At 58.4% G+C, this 26,728-nt stretch carries 22 protein-coding genes; 17 read left to right on the top strand and 5 right to left on the bottom strand.

Annotated elements, in window-relative coordinates; genetic code table 11:
• The 6 genes from fdhF to ABJO75_RS21920 form a co-directional block, all read left to right on the top strand.
• On the top strand, positions 1-2,317 hold a 2,317-nt coding region (gene fdhF / locus ABJO75_RS21945; protein WP_348126578.1), incomplete at its 5' end, for a formate dehydrogenase subunit alpha.
• Positions 2,318-2,480: 163 nt separating this feature from the next.
• A complete protein-coding gene (locus ABJO75_RS21940; RefSeq protein ID WP_348126576.1) occupies positions 2,481-3,179 on the top strand; it encodes a fumarylacetoacetate hydrolase family protein in 699 nt (232 codons plus the stop codon).
• 265 nt (positions 3,180-3,444) lie between these two features.
• Entirely contained in the window at positions 3,445-4,491 is a 1,047-nt protein-coding gene (locus tag ABJO75_RS21935; protein ID WP_348126574.1) for a TRAP transporter substrate-binding protein, read from the top strand.
• Between the two features lie 77 nt (positions 4,492-4,568).
• Entirely contained in the window at positions 4,569-5,153 is a 585-nt protein-coding gene (locus ABJO75_RS21930; RefSeq protein WP_348126572.1) for a TRAP transporter small permease, read from the top strand.
• Positions 5,150-6,466 (top strand): TRAP transporter large permease, encoded by a 1,317-nt coding sequence (locus ABJO75_RS21925; protein WP_348126570.1) that lies wholly within the window; start codon positions 5,150-5,152, stop codon positions 6,464-6,466. Before ABJO75_RS21930 ends, ABJO75_RS21925 begins: the two co-directional genes overlap by 4 nt.
• Positions 6,467-6,646: 180 nt before the next feature.
• Positions 6,647-6,823 carry a hypothetical protein gene (locus ABJO75_RS21920; RefSeq protein WP_348126568.1) on the top strand — a complete coding sequence of 59 codons (177 nt, stop codon included), beginning with the start codon at positions 6,647-6,649 and terminating at the stop codon, positions 6,821-6,823.
• Between the two features lie 25 nt (positions 6,824-6,848).
• On the opposite strand, the gene ABJO75_RS21915 is transcribed toward ABJO75_RS21920, so the two are convergent.
• Entirely contained in the window at positions 6,849-7,571 is a 723-nt protein-coding gene (locus ABJO75_RS21915; RefSeq protein WP_348126566.1) for a DUF599 domain-containing protein, read from the bottom strand.
• Positions 7,572-7,650: 79 nt separating this feature from the next.
• On the opposite strand from ABJO75_RS21915, the gene ABJO75_RS21910 reads away from it, so the two are divergent.
• From ABJO75_RS21910 to ABJO75_RS21885, 6 genes are all read left to right on the top strand, one after another.
• Complete coding sequence (locus ABJO75_RS21910; RefSeq protein ID WP_348126564.1) at positions 7,651-9,096, top strand: FAD-linked oxidase C-terminal domain-containing protein; 1,446 nt, start codon at positions 7,651-7,653, stop codon at positions 9,094-9,096.
• Between the two features lie 50 nt (positions 9,097-9,146).
• Complete coding sequence (locus ABJO75_RS21905; protein ID WP_348126562.1) at positions 9,147-10,265, top strand: FAD-binding protein; 1,119 nt, start codon at positions 9,147-9,149, stop codon at positions 10,263-10,265.
• A 3-nt stretch (positions 10,266-10,268) separates the two neighbouring features.
• Positions 10,269-11,591 carry a glycolate oxidase subunit GlcF gene (gene glcF / locus ABJO75_RS21900; protein ID WP_348126561.1) on the top strand — a complete coding sequence of 441 codons (1,323 nt, stop codon included), beginning with the start codon at positions 10,269-10,271 and terminating at the stop codon, positions 11,589-11,591.
• A gap of 72 nt (positions 11,592-11,663) precedes the next feature.
• On the top strand, positions 11,664-12,476 hold the full coding sequence (locus ABJO75_RS21895; protein ID WP_348126559.1) for a trypsin-like serine protease: 813 nt from the start codon (positions 11,664-11,666) through the stop codon (positions 12,474-12,476).
• Positions 12,473-13,294, top strand: coding sequence for a trypsin-like peptidase domain-containing protein (locus ABJO75_RS21890; protein ID WP_348126557.1), 822 nt, complete (start codon positions 12,473-12,475; stop codon positions 13,292-13,294). The genes ABJO75_RS21895 and ABJO75_RS21890 overlap by 4 nt, the downstream gene beginning before the upstream one ends.
• 131 nt (positions 13,295-13,425) lie before the next feature.
• The gene (locus ABJO75_RS21885) at positions 13,426-13,899 is read left to right on the top strand and encodes an Hsp20 family protein (protein WP_348126555.1); all 474 of its coding nucleotides are present in this window, start codon (positions 13,426-13,428) and stop codon (positions 13,897-13,899) included.
• Between the two features lie 78 nt (positions 13,900-13,977).
• On the opposite strand, the gene ABJO75_RS21880 is transcribed toward ABJO75_RS21885, so the two are convergent.
• The 3 genes from ABJO75_RS21880 to ABJO75_RS21870 all read right to left on the bottom strand — a co-directional run bounded on the left by ABJO75_RS21880 (position 13,978) and on the right by ABJO75_RS21870 (position 18,540).
• Positions 13,978-15,177 (bottom strand): cytochrome P450, encoded by a 1,200-nt coding sequence (locus ABJO75_RS21880; protein WP_348126553.1) that lies wholly within the window; start codon positions 15,175-15,177, stop codon positions 13,978-13,980.
• Between the two features lie 313 nt (positions 15,178-15,490).
• A complete protein-coding gene (locus ABJO75_RS21875) occupies positions 15,491-16,966 on the bottom strand; it encodes an NAD-dependent succinate-semialdehyde dehydrogenase (protein ID WP_348126551.1) in 1,476 nt (491 codons plus the stop codon).
• 302 nt (positions 16,967-17,268) lie between these two features.
• Entirely contained in the window at positions 17,269-18,540 is a 1,272-nt protein-coding gene (locus tag ABJO75_RS21870) for a Hint domain-containing protein (protein WP_348126549.1), read from the bottom strand.
• A gap of 383 nt (positions 18,541-18,923) precedes the next feature.
• On the opposite strand from ABJO75_RS21870, the gene ABJO75_RS21865 reads away from it, so the two are divergent.
• From ABJO75_RS21865 to ABJO75_RS21845, 5 genes are all read left to right on the top strand, one after another.
• Complete coding sequence (locus ABJO75_RS21865; RefSeq protein WP_348126548.1) at positions 18,924-20,132, top strand: aminopeptidase P family protein; 1,209 nt, start codon at positions 18,924-18,926, stop codon at positions 20,130-20,132.
• 333 nt (positions 20,133-20,465) lie between these two features.
• Positions 20,466-22,067: a di-heme-cytochrome C peroxidase gene (locus ABJO75_RS21860; RefSeq protein ID WP_348126546.1), complete on the top strand. Its 1,602-nt coding sequence runs from the start codon at positions 20,466-20,468 to the stop codon at positions 22,065-22,067.
• A 152-nt stretch (positions 22,068-22,219) separates the two neighbouring features.
• Complete coding sequence (locus ABJO75_RS21855) at positions 22,220-23,296, top strand: hypothetical protein (RefSeq protein ID WP_348126544.1); 1,077 nt, start codon at positions 22,220-22,222, stop codon at positions 23,294-23,296.
• Positions 23,297-23,302: 6 nt separating this feature from the next.
• Positions 23,303-24,427 (top strand): hypothetical protein, encoded by a 1,125-nt coding sequence (locus ABJO75_RS21850; RefSeq protein ID WP_348126542.1) that lies wholly within the window; start codon positions 23,303-23,305, stop codon positions 24,425-24,427.
• Positions 24,428-24,549: 122 nt separating this feature from the next.
• A complete protein-coding gene (locus tag ABJO75_RS21845; RefSeq protein WP_348126540.1) occupies positions 24,550-25,629 on the top strand; it encodes a pyridoxal-phosphate dependent enzyme in 1,080 nt (359 codons plus the stop codon).
• 95 nt (positions 25,630-25,724) lie between these two features.
• Here ABJO75_RS21845 and ABJO75_RS21840 read toward each other — a convergent pair whose 3' ends face one another.
• On the bottom strand, positions 25,725-26,573 hold the full coding sequence (locus ABJO75_RS21840; RefSeq protein ID WP_348126538.1) for an SDR family NAD(P)-dependent oxidoreductase: 849 nt from the start codon (positions 26,571-26,573) through the stop codon (positions 25,725-25,727).
• Positions 26,574-26,728: the final 155 nt, after the last annotated feature.

Here is a 26,728-nt window from a genome sequence, read left to right as displayed (position 1 = left end):
CATCCAATGCGGCCTCTGCGTCCGCGCCTGCCGCGAAGTTCAGGTCAACGACGTCATCGGCATGGCGGGCCGCGGCCACGACGCCTACCCCACATTCGACTTCGCCGACCCCATGGGCACCTCAACCTGCGTCGCCTGCGGTGAATGCGTACAAGCATGCCCAACCGGAGCGCTTATGCCCTCAGCAGTGCTGGACGCCGAAGGACAGGGCAGCAGTGCCGAGTTTGACCGCGAGGTCGAGAGCATTTGCCCCTTCTGCGGAGTCGGATGTCAGCTGTCATTCAAGGTGCGTGACGACAAGATTGCCTGGGTCGATGGTGTCGAAGGTCCGGCCAATGAAAACCGCCTTTGCGTCAAGGGCCGTTTCGGCTTTGACTACATTCACCACCCGCATCGACTGACCAAACCCCTGATCCGGCGCGACGATGCTCCGGCCAAGGGTTTGAATGTCGACCCAGCCAATCCGCTCACCCATTTCCGCGAGGCCACGTGGGACGAAGCATTGGGTGCTGCCGCCGACGGCCTTAAGGGGCGGGGAACTGAGATCGCAGGCTTTGGCAGCGCCAAATGTTCCAACGAAGAGGCCTATCTGTTTCAAAAATTGATCCGACAGGGGTTTGGTCATAACAACGTCGACCACTGTACCCGCTTGTGCCACGCCAGCTCGGTTGCTGCCTTGCTGGAAAACGTCGGTTCAGGGGCCGTAACGGCGACGTTCAACGAGATCGAAAACGCCGATGTGGCCATCATGATTGGCTGCAATCCTCTCGAGAACCATCCGGTCGCGGCCACCTACTTCAAGCAGTTTGCCCAACGCGGAGGCAAGCTGATCGTCATGGACCCGCGTGGGGTCGGACTAAAGCGGTTCGCATCCCACATGCTGCAATTCCGCCCGGGAACTGATGTCGCGATGCTGAATGCGATCATGAACGTGATCGTCGAAGAGCGCCTGTATGACGAACAATACATCGCCGGATTCACCGAGAATTGGGATGCGATGAAGGAGCATCTGGCAGACTTCACCCCTGAAAAGATGGCGCCTCTGTGTGGAATTGACGCCGACATGCTTCGGGACGTCGCGCGCACCTTTGCCGGTGCCAAATCGGCGATGATTTTCTGGGGAATGGGAATCTCGCAACATATCCACGGTACGGACAATTCCCGCTGCCTGATTTCTCTGGCGCTGATGACCGGACAGGTTGGGCGCCCCGGCGCGGGTCTGCATCCATTGCGCGGCCAGAACAACGTGCAGGGTGCCAGTGACGCGGGGCTGATCCCGATGTTTCTGCCGGACTATCAGTCTGTTGAAGATGACGGCGTGCGCTCGGCCTTTACCGAGCTCTGGGAGTCCGACGATTTTTCGAACAAGAAAGGCCTGACCGTCGTTGAAATCATGGACGCGATCCATGCCGACCAAATCAAGGGCATGTATGTTCTCGGCGAGAACCCGGCCATGTCCGACCCCGACGCCGAACACGCGCGCGCAGCCTTGGCCAAGCTCGACCATCTGGTGGTGCAGGATATCTTTCTGACCGAGACGGCAAACTATGCCGATGTCATTCTGCCATCCTCGGCCTGGCCCGAAAAGACCGGCACCGTGACGAACACCAACCGGCAGGTGCAGATGGGTCGCCCCGCTGTACCGCCACCCGGACTGGCCAAGGAAGACTGGTGGATCACCGTGCTTTTGGCGCAGCGGCTCGGGTTGAACTGGTCCTACACACACCCGCGCGAAGTCTTTGCCGAGATGGCGCTGAACATGCCGAGTCTCGACAACATCACATGGGAGCGACTGGAAAAGACAGCCGTCACATATCCCAGCCTGACGCCGGATGATCCGGGACAGGCCATCGTCTTTGCTGACGGATTTCCACGGGCGGATGGCCGCGCTCGTTTCACACCGGCGAGCGTGATTGCCCCGGCGGAAACGCCAGATGACGACTATCCGATGATCCTGACGACAGGCCGGCAGTTGGAACACTGGCACACCGGATCAATGACCCGACGCGCCAGCGTGCTGGACTGGGCGGAACCTGAGGCGAACGCCTCGCTGCATCCGCAAACCCTGCGCAGGCTGGGCGTAGAACCGGGAGGCATGATAAGTCTGGAAACTCGACGCGGCCGGATCGAAATCATGGCGCGGGCAGACCGTGCTGTCGCCACCGACATGGTGTTCCTGCCGTTTGCCTATGTCGAGGCGGCCGCCAACATCCTGACCAATCCAAAACTCGATCCCTATGGCAAGATCCCCGAGTTCAAGTTCTCGGCCTGTCGGGTCGCGGCCATCCCCACAGCAGAGTCCACGGCGGCAGAGTAGCAGCGCGGCTTCGGCTTTCCTCCCCGCCCGAAACAAGGCCTCGCACACAGTCGCCCGGGCGGCTGCCAGTCAGATCGACCGGCAGCCGCCCTTGAAAAATTGTACCGCACCTGTTTCATGGCATCAGCAAGGTAACGATACGCGGTACAAGGACCCTGACCGGATGAGCGACAGCCTTTTTCCCCTGCCCCCGGTGCCCGGCATCCCGATTCGCGGCGAAACCGCCACCTATCCGATCGGGCGCATTTTTTGCGTCGGTCGCAACTATGCCACGCACGCTGCCGAGATGGGTATCGAGGTGGACCGCGAAAAGCCCTTTTACTTCACCAAGTCCCCAGCCTCTGCCGTACTCAGCGGGGCCAGCGTTCCCTATCCGTCAGGGACGGAAAACTATCACTACGAAATGGAACTGGCGCTGGCGATCTCGGCCCCGGTCTTCCGTGCAACGCCAGAGCAGGCGCGGGATGCGATCTATGGCTATTGTTGTGCGCTCGACATGACACGGCGCGATCTTCAACTCAGCGAGCGAGCCAAGCAACGCCCTTGGTCACTCGGCAAGGATGTCGAGAATTCGGCCGTCTTTGCCCCGATGACCAAAGCGGTTGATCTGCCTGCAATCAGGGATCAACGCATTCATCTGTCAGTCAATGGCGAAATCCGTCAAGATGGTAACCTCACGGAACTGATCTGGAAGCTCGACGAGATCATCGCCCACCTGTCCGGCTTTTATCATCTGCGCCCCGGCGACCTGATACTGACCGGAACGCCTGCCGGCGTCGGCCCGGTCGTAGCGGGCGATGTCATCGAGGGTGGCATCGATGGGCTTGATCCGATCCATTTGACTCTGACGCCACTGGAGTGACGCTGTATCGCTGATCCAAAGGCAAACAGTTTGATGTGACGGTGAAACAGCACTTGCACCACGTCGGCATTCGCAGGCACTCTTCCCTTGGCGATCCTGTTTCGCAATCCGCAACAAAGCAGGCTCCGCCATGGATTTGCCCACGTTCGGTTGCTCAAACAGCAAACTGCGGGACGTTTCGCACATAAGCTGTGGGGTGTTGTTGTTGCCGTTCATGGCAAATCCGTCCTAAAAGCAAAATACGAAAAATTCAGGGAGAGAGTATATGATCAGTCGGAGAAATCTGCTGAACTTGGCGAGTGCCGCCGCAGTGGCCGCATTGTCGACCGGTTTCGCTGCGACATCGGCAATCGCACAGGAAGTCACGCTTAAACTGCACCAGTTTCTGCCAGCACAGGCAAATGTGCCAAAGCTGATTCTGGATGTCTGGGCCGACAAGGTCGAGGCGGATTCGGATGGTCGCATCAAGATCGACCGCTATCCGTCGATGCAGCTTGGTGGTCGTCCACCCGAGTTGATGGATCAGGCTGTTGATGGTGTCGCCGATATCGTCTGGACCGTTGTCGGCTATACGCCGGGTCGGTTCCCCGGCACCGAAGTGTTCGAACTGCCGTTCATGATGACCAACGCCCGCGCCGCCAGCCGGGCCTATTGGGAAATGTTCGAAAAGCACTGGAAAGACACAGATTTTCAGGAGGTTCATATCCTCGGCGCATGGGTCCATGGCCCTGGCCTGTTCCACACCTCCGACCCGGTCGCCACGCCTGATGACCTGCGCGGCATGAAGATCCGTGGCGGCTCGCGTTCGATCAATTCGTTGCTGTCGGAACTGGGCGCAACCCCGGTCGGCATGCCGGTGCCAGCCATCCCCGAAGGCCTGTCCAAAGGCGTGATCGACGGGACCACCATTCCGTGGGAGGTGACACCGGCGCTCAAGGTACCTGAGCTGGTCAAGAACCATACCGAGTTTACCGGCAATGCCCTTTATGTGCTGACCTTTGTTCTGGCTATGAACAAGGACAAGTACGAGAGCCTGCCTGACGACCTGAAAAAGGTGATCGACGACAATTCGGGTCTCGAATTCTCGGTCTTTGCCGGTGGCACACAGGCCGATTCCGATGGTCCCGCACGTCAGATCGCCGTCGACATGGGGAATAATATCATCACCCTGGATGCCGAGCAGACTGCTGTATGGAAAGACGCCAGCCAGCCCATCTATGAACAATGGGTTGCCGACATGGACAGCAAAGGGATCGACGGTCAGGCGCTGATCGACGAAGCCCGGACACTGATCAACCAGTACACCGAGTAAGCCAGCAACCGTTGGTCAGGGCCGTCGCATGACATATGCGGCGGCCCGAACCGGTCTGCGATGGACAGGGTAGGAAAATGCACAAAATAATGATGGGCCTCGCCCGGTTTATGGCTGTTCTGGGCGGAATCGCCCTGAGCGCCCTGATTTTGCTGACCTGCGTTTCCATTGCCGGACGGCTGCTGAACGGATTTTTTCACAACGACTTCATGCAGAGCCTTCTGCCCGCTTTCTCGAACTGGATGATCGAGATTGGGGTCGGCCCGGTGAATGGCGATTTCGAACTGGTCGAATCCGGTGTCGCATTTGCCATCTTTGCGTTTATTCCCCTGTGCCAGATCACCGCGGGCCATGCGTCGGTTGATATTCTCACCAGCCAGTTTTCGGCCCGTGTGAACCGCTTTCTTCGCATGGTTACTGAAACTGTGTTCGCCGCCGTGCTGATCCTTATCGCGGTCAAGCTCTATGACGGGATGGCGAGCAAGATGCGCTATGGCGAAACCAGCTTTCTCCTACAATTCCCGATCTGGTGGGCCTATGCCGCCAGCCTCTTTGGCGCCGTGGTGTCCGCGATCGTCGGAGTGTATGTCGCGGCAGTCCGAATATACGAATTCTTAACAGGCCGGATCATCATTGTGGACGGCATGGAGGCAGACGCATGAGCGCCCTTGAAATCGGCATCGCGTCATTCCCGGCGCTCATGGTCCTGATCTTTCTGCGGGTACCGATTGGCCTCGCCATGTTCATCGTCGGGCTGGTTGGGCTGGTGATCGTGACCGACGGCACAAACGTGCCCTTTTCGCGCCTCAAGAATGAAACCTACACGACGTTTTCCAGTTACTCGCTCAGCATCGTGCCGATGTTCCTCTTGATGGGCCATTTCGCGACGTTGGGCGGCATGTCCTCCGCCTTGTTCCGCGCCGCCGAAGGGTTTCTCGGCCACCGCAAGGGCGGTGTGGCCATGGCATCCATCGGGGCGTGTGCAGGGTTCGGCGCGATCTGCGGCAGCTCGCTCGCAACCGCTGCCACAATGGGCCGTGTAGCCCTACCGGAACTGCGCCAATACGGCTATGCGGGCGGGTTCTCGACGGCAACATTGGCCGCTGGCGGTACGCTCGGCATCTTGATCCCGCCCTCGGTTGTGCTGGTGATCTATGCCATTCTGACCGAACAGAACATCGCCAAACTGTTCCTCGCCGCATTCATTCCGGGGCTGCTGGCGGCGCTTGGCTATGTCATTGCGATCTCGATTTATGTGCGCCTCTACCCCGATTCAGCCGGAACGCGCCCCCCGGTTCCCTACAGCGAACGCTTTGCCGCGCTGTTGCGGGTCTGGCCTGTCCTGCTGGTCTTTGGTCTTGTGGTGGGTGGCATCTATCTCGGATGGTTCACCCCAACCGAAGGCGCCGCTGTCGGGGCCGCTGGCACCGGGCTGATCGCGTTTCTGAATGGCGGTCTGACTTTCTCGACCCTGATCGAGAGCTTTTATGTTACGGCGCGTTCAACCGCGATGGTGTTTTTCATTGTGCTCGGTGCGGGGTTCTACAATGGCTTTCTCGCACTGACACAGGTGCCGCAGGAACTGTCGAATTTCGTCGTCAGCCAAGGGCTAAGCCCCTGGATGGTGCTGTCGTTGATCCTTGTGTTCTACCTGCTGTTCGGTTGTCTGATGGACAGCCTGTCGATGATCCTACTGACGATCCCGATCTTCTTTCCGGTGATCAGCGCCCTTGATTTCGGGATGAGCGCCGAGCATGTGGCGATCTGGTTTGGTATCCTTGTTCTGATCGTTGTCGAGGTCGGTCTGATCACACCTCCGGTTGGCATGAACCTGTTCATCATCAACGCGATGGATCGCAAGACGCCGATGGTCGAAACCTATAAGGCAGTGATGTTCTTTGTCGGCTCCGACCTCGTGCGCGTGGTGATCCTGGTGATGTTCCCGGCAATCACGCTGTTCCTTTTGCCTAACTGACAAGCGCCAAAAATTCTCAGCACGAGCGCATGCTGAACCCGGCCATCCGCATCAAGTAGGGTCTGGAATCTAAGACTTTTGCCGATTCGACGAGTCATGATAGGCTCAGAATCACGGGCGACATATTTTCGCCTCACAACCGGGATAGTTTCCCGAACGATACCTGTATTGGAGTTGTCTATGTTTATCAGTCGCCATATTGCCGAAGCGCCGCGCACCGCAGCACTGACCTCAGAAATTTCCAAGTTGAACGGCCCCTGCATCGGGTGCACCGAATGCGATGGATTGTGCAAGGAATTGATCGAAGCACTGGTTGTTCCCGACGTGATCCTGTCAAAGAGCCAAAAGTCCCAGTAACCACAAGCAACTTAGTGTTTTGACGCTAAACCGCTGACTGCGACCCTGCGTCCGATGGAATACGCATCAGAGATGCCCGTGACTCGGACGCGAATTCGCGCCGATACAACACTGCTGTGGTCAAAACTACGCTAACCATGAGTGCGGCTGGCCCCAAGAGCCATGCCACAGCCGCCAGCGCAAAATAGACCGAGCGCATAGCGCGATTATAGCTGCGCGCAGCGGTGATATTGACCTCGGCCGCCTGTTCGGCGCGCGGATATGCGCGCGGGTCTTCTGGGTCATTGGGCACCGACGCCATCAGAACAGCGCAATAGCCGAACAAGCGATGCGACCAGACAAACTTGAGAAACGCATTCGCAAGTAACACCAGCACCAATAATACCTTGACCTCCCAGACGATCGACGGTGCATTGCCTTGCGTCAGGTCCGTGACCAACCCGGCAAGCTGTTCGGTGTTTCCCATCAGGGCTAGCGTTCCGCCGATTGCGATCATCGAGGCCGAGGCGAAAAATGCGGTTCCCTGCCGCAAGTTACCGATCAGCTGTGCATCAAAGACACGCGGTTCGCGCGACACCATGTTACGCATCCAATCGCGCCGAAAGTCCACCATGAGAAGCGAGACCGAAGGCTGCTCTTTGGGAGGGGATTCGATCCGCCACCCAATCCACAGCGCACCGAGCAACAGCCATACAAGGGCAGCAATATCGAGCGGTGAAAACAGGTCAAATGTCTGTGCGGCGGTCATTTCGCGACAGTAAGACGCTTCTAAATCACTTGCCAGACTCTAAAATTGGTAATATCTTTTTACCAAAATGGAGAGCCGTATGGAAATGCCTGCACCCAACCCAGCCGTTCTGGCGCGCAAGACCCGGCTGATCGAACGGCTGTCAAAAGTGCTGCCGGATGACGCGCTCATCCACGAACTTGCCGAAACGCGCGCCTATGAATGTGACGCGCTGACCGCGTATCGCTGCCCGCCGATGTTGGCCGTATTGCCCGCGACCACGCAGGAAGTGTCAGACGTGCTTCGCATCTGCCATCAGGAGGGTATTCCGGTTGTGCCCCGTGGTGCAGGTACGTCGCTTGCGGGCGGGTCACTGCCCACTGCAGATTGTGTGATTCTGGGCGTTGCCCGGATGAATGACGTGCTGGAAACCGACTATGACAACCGCATCATCCGGGTGCAGTCCGGTCGCACCAACCTGTCGGTCACCGGCGCGGTCGAAGAAGAGGATTTCTTTTACGCCCCCGACCCATCCAGCCAGCTTGCCTGCGCGATTGCCGGCAACATCGCAATGAATTCCGGCGGGGCACATTGCCTGAAATACGGCGTCACCACAAACAACCTGCTCGGCGTGACGATGGTGATGATGGACGGGACAGTGGTCGAAATCGGCGGCGGACACCTCGACGCGGCGGGCCTCGATCTATTGGGGTTGGTCTGCGGGTCCGAAGGCCAGCTTGGCGTGGTCACCGAGGCGACTCTGCGCATTCTGCGCAAGCCCGAAGGCGCGCGTCCGGTTCTGATGGGATTTGACGACAACGAAGTTGCCGGAGCCTGCGTAAGCGATATTATCAAGGCTGGCGTCTTGCCCGTCGCGATCGAGTTCATGGATCGCCTCTGCATCCGGACAAGCGACGCCTTTGCAAATGCCGGGTACCCGGATTGCGAAGCCTTGTTGATCGTCGAAGTCGAAGGGTCCGACGCCGAGATCGACGCACAGCTTGCCAAGATCATCAAGATCGCACGCAGGCACAATCCGGTCGAACTGCGTGAAAGCAAGTCGCCCGAGGAAAGCGCGCGCATCTGGTTGGGACGCAAAAGCGCGTTTGGCGCGATCGGGCAGATCAATGATTACATGTGTCTGGACGGGACGATCCCTGTGTCTGCGCTGCCCGAAGTGCTGCGCCGCATCGGCGAATTGGCCAAGGAGGTCGGCCTTGAGGTCGGCAACGTATTCCATGCGGGCGATGGCAACATGCACCCTCTGATCCTGTTTGATGCCAACAAACCCGGAGATCTTGAACGCTGCGAGGCGCTTGGTGCAGAAATCCTGAAGCTTTGCGTCGATGTTGGCGGTTGTCTGACAGGCGAACACGGTGTTGGCATCGAAAAACGAGACCTGATGCTGCACCAATACACGCCCGAGGATCTGGAGGCACAGATGTCCGTCAAGGATGTGTTTGATCCGGCATGGCTGTTGAACCCGGCCAAGGTGTTTCCACTGTCCGCATCCGAAGCACGGCGATCCTCGGATATCGCGGCATGATACAGCTGCTGCGTGGCAATTCCCCTCGGAACGATTGAGGCAAGAGCAATATGAGAACTGTTGAAACCGAGGCCGAACTGGCCGGGGTGATTGGTGCCGCGAACGAACCGCTGGCGATTCAGGGCGGCGGCACGCGCGGTGTGCGTCTATCCGGAGATGTGGTGAGCACCGCTGGTCTGAGCGGGGTAGAGCTGTACGAGCCGGGCGCATTGACCCTTGTCGTTGCAGCGGGCACACCGGTTGCCGAGATTGATCGCCTGCTGGCCACGGAAAACCAGCGTCTGGCATTTGAACCGATGGACCATCGATCATTGCTTGGGACTGCAGGAGAACCGACAATTGGCGGAGTGGTTGCGGGAAATATCTCGGGGCCGCGTCGGATACAGGCCGGAGCTTGCCGCGATTTTTTGCTGGGCGTGCGTTATGTTGATGGCACCGGAACCGTCATCAAGAATGGCGGTCGCGTGATGAAGAACGTCACCGGCTATGATCTGGTCAAGCTGATGGCAGGCAGTTGGGGGACGTTGGGTGTGTTTACGCAGGTTTCCCTCAAGGTTTTGCCGCGCGCAGAGACAGTGTGCACACTGAACATCAGTGGCGTTGGAACCACGCAGGCCGTTCGCGCCATGTCTACGGCCCTCGGCTCGCCCTTCGAAGTGTCAGGCGCGGCGTATGATGCGTCCAAGGACAAGGTGTTGATCCGGGTCGAAGGGTTTACCGACTCCGTAGCCTATCGCATTGGCCGGTTGACCGATTTGCTTGACCGATTTGGCACGGTCGAAACCATCGAAAGCGCCGAGGACTCTGCGGCCCTGTGGAGGTCGATACGCGATGTAGAAATGTTTGCAGGTGAGCCGGGCGACGTCTGGCGGCTGTCGGTAAAACCATCGGATGCACCGGCGATCGCTGACAGGCTGAACGCCGATGCGCTGCTTTTGGACTGGGGCGGCGGATTGATCTGGGCGCGTGTGCCTGCAGGCTCCAATCTGCGCGCGGGCATCGGCGAGGTGGATGGCCACGCCACGTTAATCCGGGCCGACGCCGCAACCCGCGCGGAACTTGGCATGTTTCATCCCCAGCCCGCACCGCTTGAGGCAATCAGCGCAGGCCTGCGCGCCCGGTTTGATCCCCGTGGAATTTTCAATCCGGGCCTGATGGGGAGAACCTGAGCCATGCAGACGATATTTACCCCGGAACAGCTGAATGACCCGGCAATCAAGCGCAGCAATGAAATCCTGCGATCCTGCGTGCATTGCGGGTTCTGCACCGCGACCTGTCCGACCTATCAGGTTCTTGGCGACGAACTCGACAGCCCGCGCGGCCGTATCTACCAAATCAAGGACATGCTCGAAAACGAACGCGTCCCGGATGAGCGCACCGTTCTGCACATCGACCGGTGTCTGAGTTGTCTGGCCTGCATGACGACCTGCCCGTCCGGCGTACATTACATGCACCTTGTCGACCATGCCCGCGCCTATATCGAGGACAATTACAAGCGCCCGTTCAGTGACCGTGCACTGCGCTGGATACTGGCCCGCATTCTGCCCTATCCGACGCGGTTCCGTCTTGCCTTGTTAGGGGCCAAGATCGGGCGCCCCTTTGCACGGCTGATGCCTGATGCGCGGCTGCGTGCGATGATCGCAATGGCACCAAAGACCATTCCGCCGGTAAGCCTGAATGACGACCCCCAGAGCTTTGCCCCTGTCAGTCCCAAAAGGATGCGCGTGGCACTGATGACGGGCTGTGCGCAAAAGGCGCTAAACACAGATATCAATGATGCTACGATCCGCATCCTGCGCCGGTTTGGCTGCGAAGTGGTCGTGGCACGCGGGGCCGGATGCTGTGGAGCGTTGACCCATCACATGGGCAAGACCGATGAAAGCCACGCGTCGGCGGCCAGGAACATCCGCGCCTGGGTTGCGGAAATGGACGGCGAAGGGCTGGACGCCATCATCATCAACACCTCCGGCTGTGGCACGACGGTCAAGGATTACGGACATATGTTCCGTAACGATCCCCTCGCCGCAGATGCAGCAAGGGTGTCAGAGATGGCGATGGACGTGAGCGAGATTCTCACTCGGCTCGACATCCCCGAAGCTGCGCCAAAGGATACGGTTGTCGCCTATCACGCCGCCTGTTCGCTACAACATGGCCAGCAGATCAAGACATACCCCAAAACCCTGTTGAAACACGCCGGGTTCACAGTGGTTGAACCCGCTGACAGCCATCTGTGTTGTGGATCGGCCGGTACCTACAACCTGATGCAACCCAAGATTTCCGCCGAACTCAAGGCCCGCAAGCTGCGCACACTCAAGGCCAAGTCGCCGGATATCATCGCTGCGGGCAACATCGGCTGCATGATGCAGCTTGGGACTGGTGCGGGCGTTCCCATCGTGCACACGGTTGAGCTCTTGGATTGGGCGACAGGTGGGCCGCAACCTCCCGCCCTGAGCGCGGATCACGGAACAGAAACACCTGTGCCGATCCTCAGGTAATACTTGCGGGTGCCCAAGTTTCGCCGCAACACTGGGCTACTCATTGCCTTGGTACCTTGTGGAGGTGGTTCGGTGCGCCACTGGCTAACCTGTCTCGTATTTGTGCTGATCCCTTTTGCGGCTTCGGCGCAAGACGCCGTGCTCGAGCGGCTCGAAACAACCGATTCCGGCCGCCAATGGGATGCGGTCGGTCGGCTCGACATCAACGGGGCTGGCTTCTGTACCGGGGCGCTGATTGCACCCAATCTGGTCCTGACGGCGGCCCACTGCTTGTTTGACAGTCCAACAAAGACACGGATCGATCCGGGATCGTTCGAATTTCTCGCCGGATGGCGCAATGGCCGCGCATCCGCCTATCGGCAGGTTCGCCGTGCCGTCGTGCATCCTGATTACATCTATGATCAGGACGTGACCTCAACACGGGTCCGGAACGATTTGGCCCTGCTGGAACTGCAACAGCCGATCCGCAATACAACCGTGGTGCCATTTGAAACATCCGACCAACCGCGCCGTGGCGACGAGGTTGGCGTGGTCTCATATGCCAAAGACCGGGCCAATGCGCCGTCGTTGCAAGAAGTATGCAAGGTGATGGCCCGGCAGGAAGGGATGCTGATCATGTCCTGTGATGTTGACCATGGTTCCTCGGGGGCACCGATCTTTTCCTTTTCCGGCGATGCGCCACGTATCGTCTCGGTAGTTTCCGCAAAAGCCGAGGTGCAAGGGCGACGCGTCGCCTTGGGAACCGATCTGACAGAACCTCTCGCGCACCTGAAATCGCAGCTTGAAAATGGCGACGGATTTGCGGTGCCCACCGCACCAAGAACCAACCGCATCACCGCGGGCGGCGCGAGGCGCGATACGGGTGCCAAGTTCATCAAGCCATGAAACAAGTCATCCGTTACCCGGTCTTGTTGGCCCTGTTGAGCCTGATCCTTATACCAACTCTTGCCGCAGCACAGTCGACGAGGTTGGCGCGTTTAAGCGACAGAGATGATCTTTTGGGATGGGAAGCTGTCGGTCGGCTCGACATTAGGGGGCGTGGGTATTGCAGCGGCACACTGATTGCGCCGGACCTCGTTCTTACAGCGGCCCATTGCGTTTATGACAAGAAAACCAATCTGTTGCACGACCCGCAGACGCTGACGTTTCGCGCAGGTCTGCGCGACGGAACGTCCATCGCCGAGCGCGCCGTTTCACAGATCGCAGCAGCTGAACAATTCGTTCCCGGTGTTCCACTAAGCCTTGATATGGTGCGCCACGATGTTGCGCTGCTGCGGCTGACAGAACCGATTGTCAGCAGCGATGCAGACCCGTTTATCCTTCACTCTGGCCAAGAAGTTGGCAGCGCGGTAAGCGTCACGTCCTATGGACAGGGTCGATCTGAGGCACTGTCGCGGCAACGGCATTGCAACATCCTTGCCGCCGAAGAAGACTTGATGGCTTTTGACTGTGATGTGACCTTTGGTTCATCTGGCGCGCCGGTCTTTGCAAAGGTCGGTTCGCGCGGCCGCATTGTTTCAGTCATTTCGGGCGCTGGTTCCCTTGATGGGCGCCCGGTGGCCCTTGGCCCATCCCTGCCCGCCAATGTCGCCCGCCTCAAGTTGCAACTGCGCAATGCACCGCGCCCGGTCCCTGACCAGATCAAGCGGCTGTCGGTCGGTGACAGAAACCAGTCTACCGGCGCGAAATTTATCCGGAACTGAGGGGCTTGAAACCTCGTTTTTCGCTCCCCACATCAATCAGGTCGAGACGCCGTACCGGGTTTCGACAAGCAATCAGGCCCGTCCATAATGGAGGGCTTTCGGAAATCGCTCTATGAATGAGGATAACGACCATGCGTAACTTTGATTTTGCACCGCTGCACCGCGCCACCGTGGGTTTTGACCAAATCGCCGATCTTATGGATCGCGTCATGACCAACGATGTCGGCCAATCCAGCTACCCTCCCTATAACATCGAAAAGACCGCCGACGATTCCTATCGGATCTCGATTGCTGTCGCCGGATTCGCGGACAGTGACCTGAGCGTCGATGTCAAGGAAAACGCCCTTGTCGTGGCCGCCCGCAAGGCCGAAGACGACAACGAACGCACCTATCTGCATCGTGGCATCGCGACCCGTGCCTTTGAGCGTCGGTTTCACCTCGCAGAGCATGTGCGCGTGACCGGTGCCAGCCATGCGGATGGCATGCTGCACATCGACCTGACCCGCGAGATCCCCGAGGCGCTGAAACCGCGCCGGATTGAGATCTCCAGCGTCAGCAGTCAGCCCATCGAAACCGATGTGGTTGACGCCAAAGCTGTGAACTGATCGTCCTCCTGACTTCCCTCGGATAGACGATATGCCCCGCATCTGGTCAGACAGGTGCGGGGTTCTTGCGTTGCGACCTCAGACCACAACTCTCATGCCGCTCAGGGTGCGCACGGCCCCGTATCCGCGCAGCTGCACGGGTGGACCGTCGAGTTGCATGTCAGGCACCAACCGCGCCAGCGCCTTGAGCGCCTCCTCCAACTCGATCCGTGCCAATGCTTCGCCTAGGCAACGATGTGGGCCGCCGCCAAAGACAGGGTGCAGCCGAGGGTGGTCCGTGCGGGTGATATCAAATCGATCAGGATCGCCATAGACCTCCGGATCGCGCAGCGCGGTCAGCATGGAAACGGCGATAAAGCTCCCTTTGGAAATGAGCACACCCTCGACCTCGCGCGGTTCGAGCGTGATCCGGGGCAGTGATCCGATTACCGGATCAAACCGCAACCCCTCCAATACCGCAGCCTCGGCCCAGCGATCCGGGTCATTGACCAATAATGCCCATTGTTCTGGATGTTGCAGAAGTTGCGATATCGTTGACGCCAGCGCACCGCGCATCGTGTCCGACCCCGCCAGCACCAGCGCAGCAAGTTGTGCGCGCACTTCGTCCTCGGTCAGCGGGCCATCTTGCACACGTTCCAGATAGGTACTCAGGAAATCCGCCTCGGGAGACGCACGTCGCTGCGCAATCAGACCGGCGACATAAGTACCCAACGCAGCCATGTCAGCATTCGACTCGGCACGGACCTCTTCGGAGCAATGCGACAGACCGCGAATTGCGGAATAAACATGCCGCGCAAACATGCCGGTGTCGTCTTCGGGCGCCCCAATGACCGACGCGATAACCTGCGCGGGAAATGGACCGGCGATCGCCTCAAGGAAATCGATCGACCCTGTTCCACGCAGTGGGGCGACCAGCGCGCGGGCTCGGGCAGATATTCTGGGACGCATCTCGCCGATAACCTTGTTTGCAAAGCTGCGCACCAATGGGCCGCGCCGGTTGCGATGGGTCTGACCATTGGAAAACAATACGGCGTTGCGCTGAAACTCGAACATCGGGCCATCACGCACACCGGAAATGAACATGGCCTCCATCTCGATCTGCCGGGTCCACCGATCGTCGTTAATCAACTCCATATTCGCTAGGGAAAACCCTGATATGATCCCCAGCCGATTCCGGGCCAGCGGCCCCTGGGAGCGGGCGGCGGCCATAAAGTCATGATCCGTCTGGCCTTCGACATAGGCGGGGAGTTCGGGGATATCGCGGACGGTCTTGGGCATCAAATGCCTCCGAGCTGTGCTGGCAGGGACAGACTAGCCGGAACTCGTATAAAAACAGCCCCGACCCGACGTCAAGCGATCCGTATTTGCGCAGACCCCGCCTGCCCCGTCCAGTGTTATGCTAACTCGGTCCAGCTTTTGCGCCGGATAGCCATTGCGGTGAAAATTCAGTTCTGCGGCCACAGGCCTAGCCGTCAGGGCAGCAACAAACGATGTCAGAATCCCGCGAAAATAAACGGGGCCACTCTCCTTGCTGTGATTGCAAGAGAGAGCGGCCCCGGATTGTAGCTCGCTTGTGACGTTTGTCCGAAAGTCAGACAGACAGGCAGACGTATTTCATTTCGAGGTAATCCTCGATCCCATGATGGCTGCCTTCGCGGCCCAGACCCGACTGTTTGACCCCGCCAAACGGCGCGACTTCGGTCGAAATAATACCGGTGTTGACCCCGACGATGCCGTATTCCAGCGCCTCGGCGACCTTGTAAACGCGGCTCAGATCCTTGGCATAGAAATAGGCGGCGAGACCAAAGATGGTATCGTTCGCCATCGCGATCACTTCGTCCTCGTCTTCGAACTTGAACAGCGGCGCCAGCGGACCAAAGGTCTCTTCTTTGGCCACAGCCATTTCCTGCGTCACACCGGTGACAACGGTAGGTTCAAAGAAGGTTCCGCCCAGTTCGTGAGGTTTGCCACCTGTCAGAACTTCACCGCCCTTGGATGTGACATCTCCGAGATGCTCCAGAACCTTTTCAACGGCGTCGGAGTTGATCAGCGGACCTGTCGTGACGCCATCGTTCAGCCCGTCCCCAACTTTGAGATTCTCGACCGCCACCTTCAGCTTGGCCGCGAACGCGTCATAGACGCCGGCCTGTACGTAGATACGGTTGGCGCAAACGCAGGTCTGACCGTTATTGCGGAACTTGCACATCATCGCGCCTTCGACCGCGGCATCCAGATCGGCGTCGTTGAAAACGATGAACGGTGCATTCCCGCCCAACTCCATCGAACATTTCATAACCTGATCTGCCGCCTGTTTGAGCAGGATGCGCCCAACTTCGGTGCTGCCGGTAAAGGTCAGCTTGCGCACGGCAGGGTTTTCACAGAATTCCTTGCCGATCGCGCTCGCGGACGAGGATGTAACGACGTTGAAGACACCCGCCGGAACGCCTGCGCGCTCAGCAAGTACGCCCATGACCAGCGCAGACAGCGGTGTTTCCTTGGCCGGTCGAGCGACAAAGGAACATCCTGCGGCCAGCGCCGGAGCCGCTTTGCGCGTAATCATCGCGTTCGGGAAATTCCACGGTGTGATCGACGCCGCCACACCGATGGGTTGTTTCAACACCATGATCCGTTTGTCACGCTGATGACCGGGGATCATCTCGCCATAGATCCGTTTGGCCTCTTCGCCGAAGAACTCGATGAACGACGCGCCATAGGCAATCTCGCCAACGGCCTCGGTCAGGGGTTTGCCCTGTTCTGCCGTGAGGATGCGACCCAGATCCTGTGCGTTCTCCATCATCAGGTCGAACCATTTGCGCAGAATGCCCGCCCGTTCCTTGCCGGTCATGACGGCCCATTCCTTCTGGGCTGCCTCGGCTTGTGCGATGGCATCAGCGACCTGTTCGCGACTGAGATCTGCAACCTCGGCGATCACGTCACCGCGCGCAGGGTTGGTAACCGCAAAAGTTCCATTGTCGCCATCAACCCACTCGCCGCCGATATAGGCCTTGGTGACCAGAAGATCGGGGTCATTGAGTAGGGATTTGAGGTCGGTTGTCGTGTCAAGCATTGAAGTGCCCTCCCGCAAGAAAATTAACTCGCGCACGCAAATCAGGTGGGACAAGCTTTGTCCAGAGGTCAATGCGGGGAAACCGAATGGAACTGAGTGATGTCGTCGCGAATGTCGTCTGTATTGAAGGTGCGGTGTACACGTAATCGCGGGCCAGCTTCATCCGCCACGGGCGTCCATGAACCGCGGTTCGGGTTTACATTGGCAGACGCCAAAGCCGAGAGCCCGCTGCAGATCCAAGACCGATACAATGCTACGTTTTCGATTTCGTTAGATACAATGGTACGACCGGCATTCTTGAATCAGGCCCTCTGACCTGCCGACGCATTGCAGGTCGAAAATGTTGTAGAGTCGGGCGGACACCATTCCGACGCCAACGACCTGCTGAAGGATGCGGGATCCGGCTTGCCCACCGTATTGACGAGGCCCTGAGATCGCATGGCTGCAACTTTAGATGATGATATCAGCGACTTCGCCAAGCCATTTGCAATGACGGGTTTTCCGGTCATCAAAAGGCGCTTTGCGAACTCCTTCTGCTCTTTCGGAGACGGCAGAAAACGAGCTGGCACGTCGCCATCAAACCGCGCGGCCAGATCAGGACATCGGGCCTTGATGTCCGTGACCGTTTTAGGGCCCAGCGCCACACTGGCCTCCTTGCCCGCAAACAGGGTTTCGGCGGGCGCTCCCTCTGCCAGAACAATTTCGTGCCGATCAGACAGGATGTGCCAATATGTGACCCGGGGCCGATCCTGTGCGAGTGTAATACCGGGCAAACCGACCAGTTTCTTGGCCGCGATCAACACCTCGCTTTGCCCGAACAGGCGCCTGGCAATACCGCAACCGGCCAACACGCGATGCTGCTGGGAAACATGCAGATCGCGAAAAGGCAAACCATTTCCGAGCGCGCCAGCCCTGATCCGCACGGGGCGCATCGATGCCGTGGCCACGACCTCTCTGGAGCCAATCCAGCGGATCGTCTGGGCGCCGTTATCGACGCTGCAAACAGCATCCCCGACGGCCAGCTCTTCAATCGCGGTGAGCCCCGATGGCGTGCCGAGTTGCGTTCCTTCGGCAAAGCAAACCATGAAATTTCCGGCTTCACGATCACCCACGAAACCACTCACATTGGAATCGACAGCCACGCGATCAAGGTTTAGCGATTGTATTGGTTTGGCTTCCAGTCTCGTCTGATCAGTGTTGTCGGAATATTCGGGTGCAAGATATGTGTTCCCGGACGTGTCCTGAAATATCACCGCGCTGATATTCGCAGTCGTACCATCGACATAAGTGATCGTTGCCCAGAAACTGGCGACACCGTCAAAGACCTGATCAGGGCCGTCATCAACCCTGAATGTCTCTATTGAAGGGTTTGCCAGATCATAAACTTCGCTGTTGCCACTGACATGAGTGGCGCTTCCTTGCGACAGGGTTTGGATATGGTGGCTAAGCGGGTCAGTTTCAAAGCCAAAACTCTGCCCCACCAGATCAGAGGCCCCTTCGGCCCGGCTGTTGCCCTCGACTGTATCAAGGTCTGCCGTTCTCCCAAGGGAGATCACGTTGAAGGTCGTCGCCATTACAATTCTGCCCGCGCCACTTTGAGGTTTCCCCAGCTTCACCGGGATTGTTGGGAACCGCTGAATGGCGGTCACCGATTTGCCTCATTAGCCGCGTTGCAACTTAAGCTTTGCTGAAATCAGGTTGCGGGAAATGCGGTGGATTTTCGACGAATTGACCGCTCTGCCGCCTCGCAGCCAGTCTGACCACCCCGCGCTAACGTCCTACCGATACATCCGGGGTTTAGCTTCGCTGCTTCAAATCAGACAAACAGTGATAATAAAGCTTGTCACGCCTGTGCTTTTTGGCGACCTATGCCTGCGTCCGGTCGATGGCGTCGCCCGGTCGAATCGTTTTTTCTTCGTCCTGAACGCCGGGACCTTTCTGTAAAGGAGGGTCATTCATGACCACACGTCCCGAAATGTACCGATTTCACAACGGTGAAAAGGCTGTTCTTCCGTTTGAAACAGCGGAATACGAGGCCCGGATTACCGAGTTGCGAGAGCGCATGGAGGCCACGGGTGCCGCCGCTGCTGTTTTCACCTCGATGCACAACATCGCCTATTACTCGGGCTTTCTGTATTGCGCGTTCGGGCGTCCCTATGGGTTGGTGGTGACTGAAACAGACTGCGTGACCATCAGTGCCGGGATTGATGCAGGCCAGCCTTGGCGCCGCAGCTTTTGCGACAACATCACCTATAGCGATTGGCAACGCGACAATTTCTGGCGGGCCGTTGCGTCGGTCGCCGGCACCGGCAAGGTGATCGGATATGAAGGCGATCACCTGACCCTGATGCAGCGAGACAAGCTCGAAGATTACCTGCAGCCACTTACGATGGTTGATCTGTTTGAAACCACCATGCGCCAACGCATGCACAAGAGCGAAGCAGAGATTGCGCTGATCCGTCAGGGCGCGCAGGTGGCCGATGTGGGCGGATACGCGATCCGCAACGCGATCAAGGCGGGTGTCCGCGAGATTGAAGTGGCGATGGCCGGACGGGATGCGATGGAGGCTGAGATCGCCAAGCGTTTTCCTGATGCCGAGTATCGCGACACGTGGGTCTGGTTCCAATCGGGGGTGAATACTGATGGAGCGCATAATCCGGTGACCGGGCGGGTTCTGGAACGCGGTGATATTCTCAGCCTCAATGCCTTTCCAATGATTTCAGGGTATTACACCGCACTTGAACGCACCCTCTTTGTGCAAGAGGTCGACGCCGCCAGCCAGAAAATCTGGCAGGCCAATATCGCCGCGCACGAATACGGCATGTCGCTCCTGCAACCCGGTGCGCGCTGCTCCGAGATCACGCAAAAGATCAACGCCTTCTTTGAAGAGCGCGACCTGCTGCAATACCGAACCTTCGGATATGGTCACTCGTTCGGCGTTCTGTCGCACTACTATGGCCGTGAAGCGGGGCTGGAGCTTCGAGAAGACATCGACACGGTTTTGGAGCCCGGCATGGTGATTTCGATGGAGCCGATGCTGACCATTGCGCAGGGACAACCGGGCGCGGGCGGGTACCGCGAGCATGATATTCTGGTGATAACCGAAGACGGAAACGACAATATCACCGGCTACCCCTATGGGCCGGATTTCAACGTGGTCGGCTGACGCCTTGGACTCTTGAGGGCGACCGTTGGCTGCTCCCAACTTTGAAACCATACAGCCCTGCGTCTGGTCTCGATCTTGTCGATGGCGCAATCACCGGTTGAAGTAAGGTTTCCGTTTGCCCTGATTTTGGTGTAATTTGTGATGGTGGAGCCTTTTCACCGTCCGGCTGCCATTTTGCGTCCGGATCGTTTTTCACATTATTGACCGGACATTTTGCATCCGGCATCGACATATTTTGAGGTTTGAGAAATGGTATTTTCTGGCAATAATTTGCGGTTGAGCGCGTTGGCAGCAGGGATGCTCGCCGCGGGGTTGGTCGCCTGTGATCCCGCAATGACAGACGAACCCATCTATCTTGACCAAGGTTGGTCGGCCGAACTGCGCGAGAAGTTCTATTTTACACCGCAAGGATCACGAATGATGCCAAACGCGTGGTTCCGCGCGCTTGAGACATTGGCCGGAGATGAACGCTTCAGTGACCCGGAGAACCTAGCGCAATATGGCCTGATCGCATCCGTGGGAGAGCACGATCTGAACCCCGATGGCTATCCCGTGGGTTTTGCGATTGATCCCGCCCCGGGTGCGCCGGGTGTCGGGCCCGCGGTTGGGTTGACATGTGCCGCCTGTCACACCTCGGCTGTCACCGTGGACGGGCGAACAATCCGCGTTGATGGCGCCCCTGCGAATTTTGATTTCGACAGCTTCTTTCAGGATCTTGCCCGCGTCGTTCAGGTCACGCTGGTGGGCGAAGAGCGTTTCAAACGGTTTGCCGGAGCCATTCTGGGCGAGGGCCTGACACCCGAAAACGCCGCGCGGCTCAAGGCCGGGTTTGCAATGTTCCAGGTGGACTTCACAGCCGAAGCCGCCCTGCGCCGTCCGGCCTTGCAATCCGGCTTTGGCCGCGTCGATGCGCTGACCCAGATCGTCAATTCGCTTGCCGTCAGGGATCAGAACGTGACGGCCAACCTCTATCCTGTCGAGGCTCCGACCAGCTACCCACCTCTGTGGTTGGCACCGGATCTGGAGTTCGTACAGTGGAGCCCAATTGCCGCCAGCCCGATCGGGCGCAACAGCGGCGAGGTTCTTGGCGTCTTTGGCCATGCCAACCTAAATGGGGACTCTGGCAATCCTTACCAGTCGACGATCCTGCTGGACCAACTCGCCGCGATGGAGGCTTGGTTGACCGAACTGTCCCCTCCCGTCTGGGACGAAGAGATCATGGGAACCATTGACCAGGCAAAGGCCGCAGAGGGGAAAACCCTGTTTAAGGCGAATTGTTCCGGTTGCCACAACATGGCCCCCTACAAGCGCACCGACCCCACCAAGAATTTCTTTGGCAAGGATTTCATCGAAATCGGGCGGGTGAACTATCGCGCGGTTGGAACCGACCCGGCCTACATCGAATCGCTTCTGTTCCGTCTGATAAAGACCAATGCGATTACCGCTCCCGGTTTTGCTGGCAAGCCGGTGGTACCGGCGGCAGAGTTCTTTATCTCGACGGTGGCCAAGGTTGTCGGCAAGGCAATGGCGGATCAGGGGATGAGTCAGGAGACACAGATCGCACTTCACGGGTTCCGCTTTAGCAAAGGCGAAGATGGCAAACCCGTGCCTTACAGCCCCACCAAGGAAACCCTGATGCAATTGAAGGCACCTACGCTCGCCGGGGTGTGGGCGACAGGCCCCTATCTGCACAACGGGTCGGTGCCGACCATCTATGAAGTGCTGTCACCTCCGTACGAACGGCGGGTCGAGTTCTGGACCGGCGGGCGAGAGGTTGACCGCGACAGGCTTGGTTTCGTCAGCGAAGAGGCCGCAGGGCTGTTCCGTTTTGACACGTCACTGCGCGGCAACGGCAATATGGGGCATGAATTTCCCAAGGACGGCCTGACCCCGGATCAGAAAATGGCGATTATCGAGTATCTGAAAACCCAATGAAACCACAGGCCCGGCCGGTGTGGTCGGGCGAACTCCGCTTTTCTTTCAGCCGCTGATTTGCAAGACTTCGTGCAATTGCGCAGGACGGCCAATGTAAATGGCCGTTACATACCTTATATGGACCCCATGGGATTTGAGACGGAGATACTGTGATGACGAATTTCGAAGAAATGGTGCGCGAGTCTCAGGCTCAGGTCGCCAAGGGTCAGTCCGAAATCAAGGCCATGACCAGCCGGATCGAGGCCGCACGCGCCAAGATCGACGCCGGTGAGGATGCCAGCATCGACATCGAAAACGCGACGCTGGAAGATGTGCACGCCCATACCGACGTAATGACGGCGAATATCGCAGAGCTGATCATGGGTCTGGACGATGTGACCAGCGCGTTTTCCAAGGATTTCGACGAAATGCGCACCAAGACCGGGTGGGAGAGCTTTGTCGGCATCTTCAGCCGTGGCAAATCGGAATCGATGCGGCAAGAGCGCATGCGCATGGCCAATATCGACGACAAGTTACAGGATCTGATCGGCAAGTCGGACGTGATCGTCAAGCTGCTGGAAGGTCAGCTGGAGGTCCTGAACGATCAAAAGGAAAAGGTCGGGGCCAATCTTGCCCGCACCTTGGACGAACGGGAAAGCACGGTTGGAACGCTTGAGGCCGTGCGCGCCGACATTCTGGCAATGGACCCCAAGATCATCGAACTTGAAAACAAGATCAGCGTCGAACAGGACGCCGCCGCGCGGACCAAGCTTGAAACCGAACTGGCCGATATGAACGCGAAATACAACGCGCTGGTTCAGGACGAACAGGTCAAACTGGCCAAATCCCAGACGCTGGAACGCTATATCGAAAAGGGCAAGACTTGGGTCGACAGCCTGCAAAATCAGGCGGCAACTCAGATGGTTCTGATCAACAAGTTGCAGACAGACACACAGCAGCGCGTGGTGCTGTATGATGCGTTGACGAAATCCCTGAAGACCGCGCAACAGCAGGACGTGGCACACCGGATCAATGAAATCGGGGTCAAGACAGACCAAGAGGCACAGACCGCGATGGCCGCGATCGGCACGGCGACCAATCAGAAAATGGCCGACATGCTGGACGCGCATGAAGACCACATGGTGTTCGCCCGCGATGTGCTCGAGAAAAAGGCCAAGGCCGACGAACGCTTTGCCCGCCGGTTCGCCGCGATTGTCGAAAAACACGACAAGAATTTGTACGGTGGGTAAGCCGCTGTGACCGACGCGCCGGATCACGACCATATTGGCCTGACGGACCTGTTCGCCAGCCGCCGCTATTTCCGCAAGTTCGAGGCAATCACCGGGCACCTGACACGGGTGGCTGGCGCGATGGAGACGGACAGGACGCTGAACAGGACCGAGGTCAAGGTTCTGACCCGCTATGTCATGGCGCTGACATTTACCTTTCGCGCCTTGTCGATGAAATACCTTCTGGTAGGGCGCGATACCGGTCGGTTCTTTGGCTCGCTCACGATCGACATGCACGAAAGCGGTTTTCCTGCCGCTCCCGAACTGATGACCATGGCCAACGACGCTCAGCAGGCCGCCACACATCTGGCGAACATGCCATCAGAGGCGTCGCTCAAGGACGATATGGTGCGGGTGATTGTCGGAGACCGTGAGATTCCGACCAAGCTGCAATTCGCATTGTCCCAGAGGCTCTACTATCAGGAATTGCTCAAGGGACAGTTGTTCTGGATGCAGAACGATCCTGATTGCATCTGGCTGGGTGATGTGAGCGAAGATCGCCGCCGGTTCCTGTTGCATTGGGCGGTCTATGACAGCCAGACCAACCTGCCCGTTGTCTACCTGATGGAAGTCGAGGACTCAGGCAGCAACGCGCTGCCCAAGGATCAGCGACGTTGGCCGGGCGTTCAGGCGCATCTGATCGCGCAAAGTCTGGGCGGTCTGAAACTCTTGACCATCGCGCGCGGCTTTGACGAGGATTTTTCCGATCTGCACCCCAAGCGCCTACGCCGGTTCCATCTGGGGCCGATGTATTCCAGCGCCTACACCCAGCAATCCGGTCCGCTGCCCAAAGTGCTCGCCGATGCGGCAGCACCAGAGGGTCAGGATTGGGCGCTCGCCTGGACGGCCGAGGACCTTGAAAGCGAACGTGTAGTCGAGGAACGCGCCGGCTGGTTTTCCAATGTCGAACGCGAGGTCTTTGCGCTTGATCCATTTGCCGGGCGCGGGGCCGATACCGGCGCCACTCGGACCGAGCGCGCGATCATCCTGCCACAACGCCCGTTCCAGGTTCTGGCCGAGCGCAACCCGCCCGGGTTTGCCGATGTAAAGAAATTCGTTGTCGGTTCCGGTGGACGGGTGCTCAGATACTAAGTCTGATGTGATGATGCCTGTGATGGGCAAGACAAGTTGGCGGTTTCGATGTTAGGCTCGCATGCACAAGGCGACCTGCGGAACTTCAAACATCAGCCTGTTCACCAAGACGAGGGAATGCGATGACCGAGAATAAACTCAGAACCACCCAAGGAAACGGGCGCAGATATGACAGCGTTCTTGACACGATTGGGAACACCCCGACAATCCGCGTGAACAATCTGGGCCCCGAGGGGATCAATCTGTTCGTCAAATTCGAAGCGTTCAACCCGGCCGGGTCGGTCAAGGATCGCCTTGCCGTCAATATCATCGAGGCCGCCGAACGCGACGGCACGCTCAAGCCCGGTCAGACTGTGGTCGAGGCCACGAGCGGCAACACCGGCATTGGCCTTGCCATGGTTTGTGCGCAAAAGGGCTATCCGCTTGTCGTCACCATGGCTGACAGCTTTTCGGTCGAACGCCGTCGATTGATGCGGATGATGGGGGCCAAGGTGATCCTGACTCCGCGTGCAGAAAAAGGCTATGGCATGTACCGCAAGGCGGCCGAGCTCGCCGAGGCGCATGGCTGGTTCCTCGCACATCAGTTCGAAACCAACGCAAATGCCGAGATTCATGCGTCAACCACGGCTCAGGAAATTCTGGGCGATTTTGACGGCGTACCTTTGGGTTATTTCGTGACCGGATATGGCACAGGTGGAACATTAACCGGCGTTTCACGGGTGCTGCGTGACAAGCGACCGGACACCAAGATCATCCTGTCTGAACCTGCCAACGCCGCATTAATCGGAAGCGGCATCCCAACCGAACGTGACACCAGCGGCGCACCGACATCCGGCCACCCGGCATTTGAGCCGCACCCGATCCAGGGCTGGACGCCGGATTTCATCCCGGCGGTCCTGCAGGAATCAATCGACAACGGAAACTATGATGAGTTGCGACCCGTGGCTGGCCCCTCCGGCGTCGAATGGGCGCGAAAGCTGGCCAGCAAAGAAGGTATTCTGACCGGCATTTCCGGCGGAGCAACTTTTGCGGTGGCGGTGGAGATCGCGGAACAGGCGGAACCGGGCGCGACGATCCTTTGCATGCTGCCCGACACTGGAGAACGTTACCTTTCGACTCCGATGTTTGAGAATATTCCAGAGGACATGTCCGAGGAAGAAACGGCCATATCCCGTTCCACAGCAGGCTACCAAATGGACTGATCTCTCTGGCTGATGAACCCGGCAAACCGCGCTTTATCAGAGCGGTTTACCATCGTTGCCAAGGCATCTGCAGGCAGATCGGTAAATGCACCCGGTCAGTCTCGCCCCGATTTTTCAAACGCGGCAAAGGCGTCGGCGTGGTCCGGATGCCATCGCGACAGGGCCGGTCTGTTTTCGGCGACATCACGCGCCGCCCATTCTGACCGCTTCCGATCACGAGTCTCGTCAACATCATTGTCGGGACAGAGAATGTAAAAGTCACCCTTGGCCATTCGCGCGATGAAATAGTCCACCGTCTGTTCGCTGGTCCATGCCGCTGCCGGTTTCTCGGGTATGAAGGATGCGATCATACCCGTATAGGTGAACCCCGGCACAAAAAGATGGGCCGATATGGGAGCCCCTGCTTCGCGCAGTTCATGGGCAAGTTGTTCAGTCATGACTTTGATGGCAGCCTTGGATACGTTGTAGCCGGGGTTACCTGGGGGCGTGGTGATCCCCTGTTTGGAACCCGTGTTGATGATGACAGCCGGACGGTTTGCCTCGATCATCCGTGGCACAAAGGCGTGAATACCCCTGAGGATACCACCGAAATTCACGTCCAGCAGCCTTTGCCAGTTGTCCATATTCGACCAGACCGTGGTCGGCAGTCCGATCCCGGCGTTGTTCATCAGGACCGCCACTGGTCCGACAGAAAATGCCCGGTCGGCGAGGGCATTGACCTCGGCGTCGTTTGAAACATCGGTCGGCACACCGATCACTTCCGCACCGGGTGCCGCTACGGCGCGAACCTCGCCAACCGCTTCGTCAAGTTGCGGCCCCGGCAAATCCGCCAGGATCACGCCCAGCCCGGCCTCGGCAAAGCGCAGGGCAGCGACCCGCCCCACACCACTAGCCGCGCCGGTGACCACGGCGACCCCGCCTGCCGCGATTGCCTCTGTATACATATCGATCCCCTTCCCGTTTCGTCGCAACCAGCATGAAGGCCGTGCTTGAGCATCATAGCCGAATTTAGCACAGCTGTTGATCGTCCAAGAGAATATCGTTCGTTGCGGATTAAATCACATGAGCCTGTGATAGTTCGAGCCGATTTAGGTATATG

This window comes from Sedimentitalea sp. (genome assembly GCF_039973035.1).
In the GTDB taxonomy this organism is placed as follows: Bacteria; Pseudomonadota; Alphaproteobacteria; order Rhodobacterales; family Rhodobacteraceae; genus Sedimentitalea.
The sequence above is the reverse complement of the archived record's forward strand: the minus strand, read 5'-3'. Positions and strand labels throughout refer to the sequence as shown.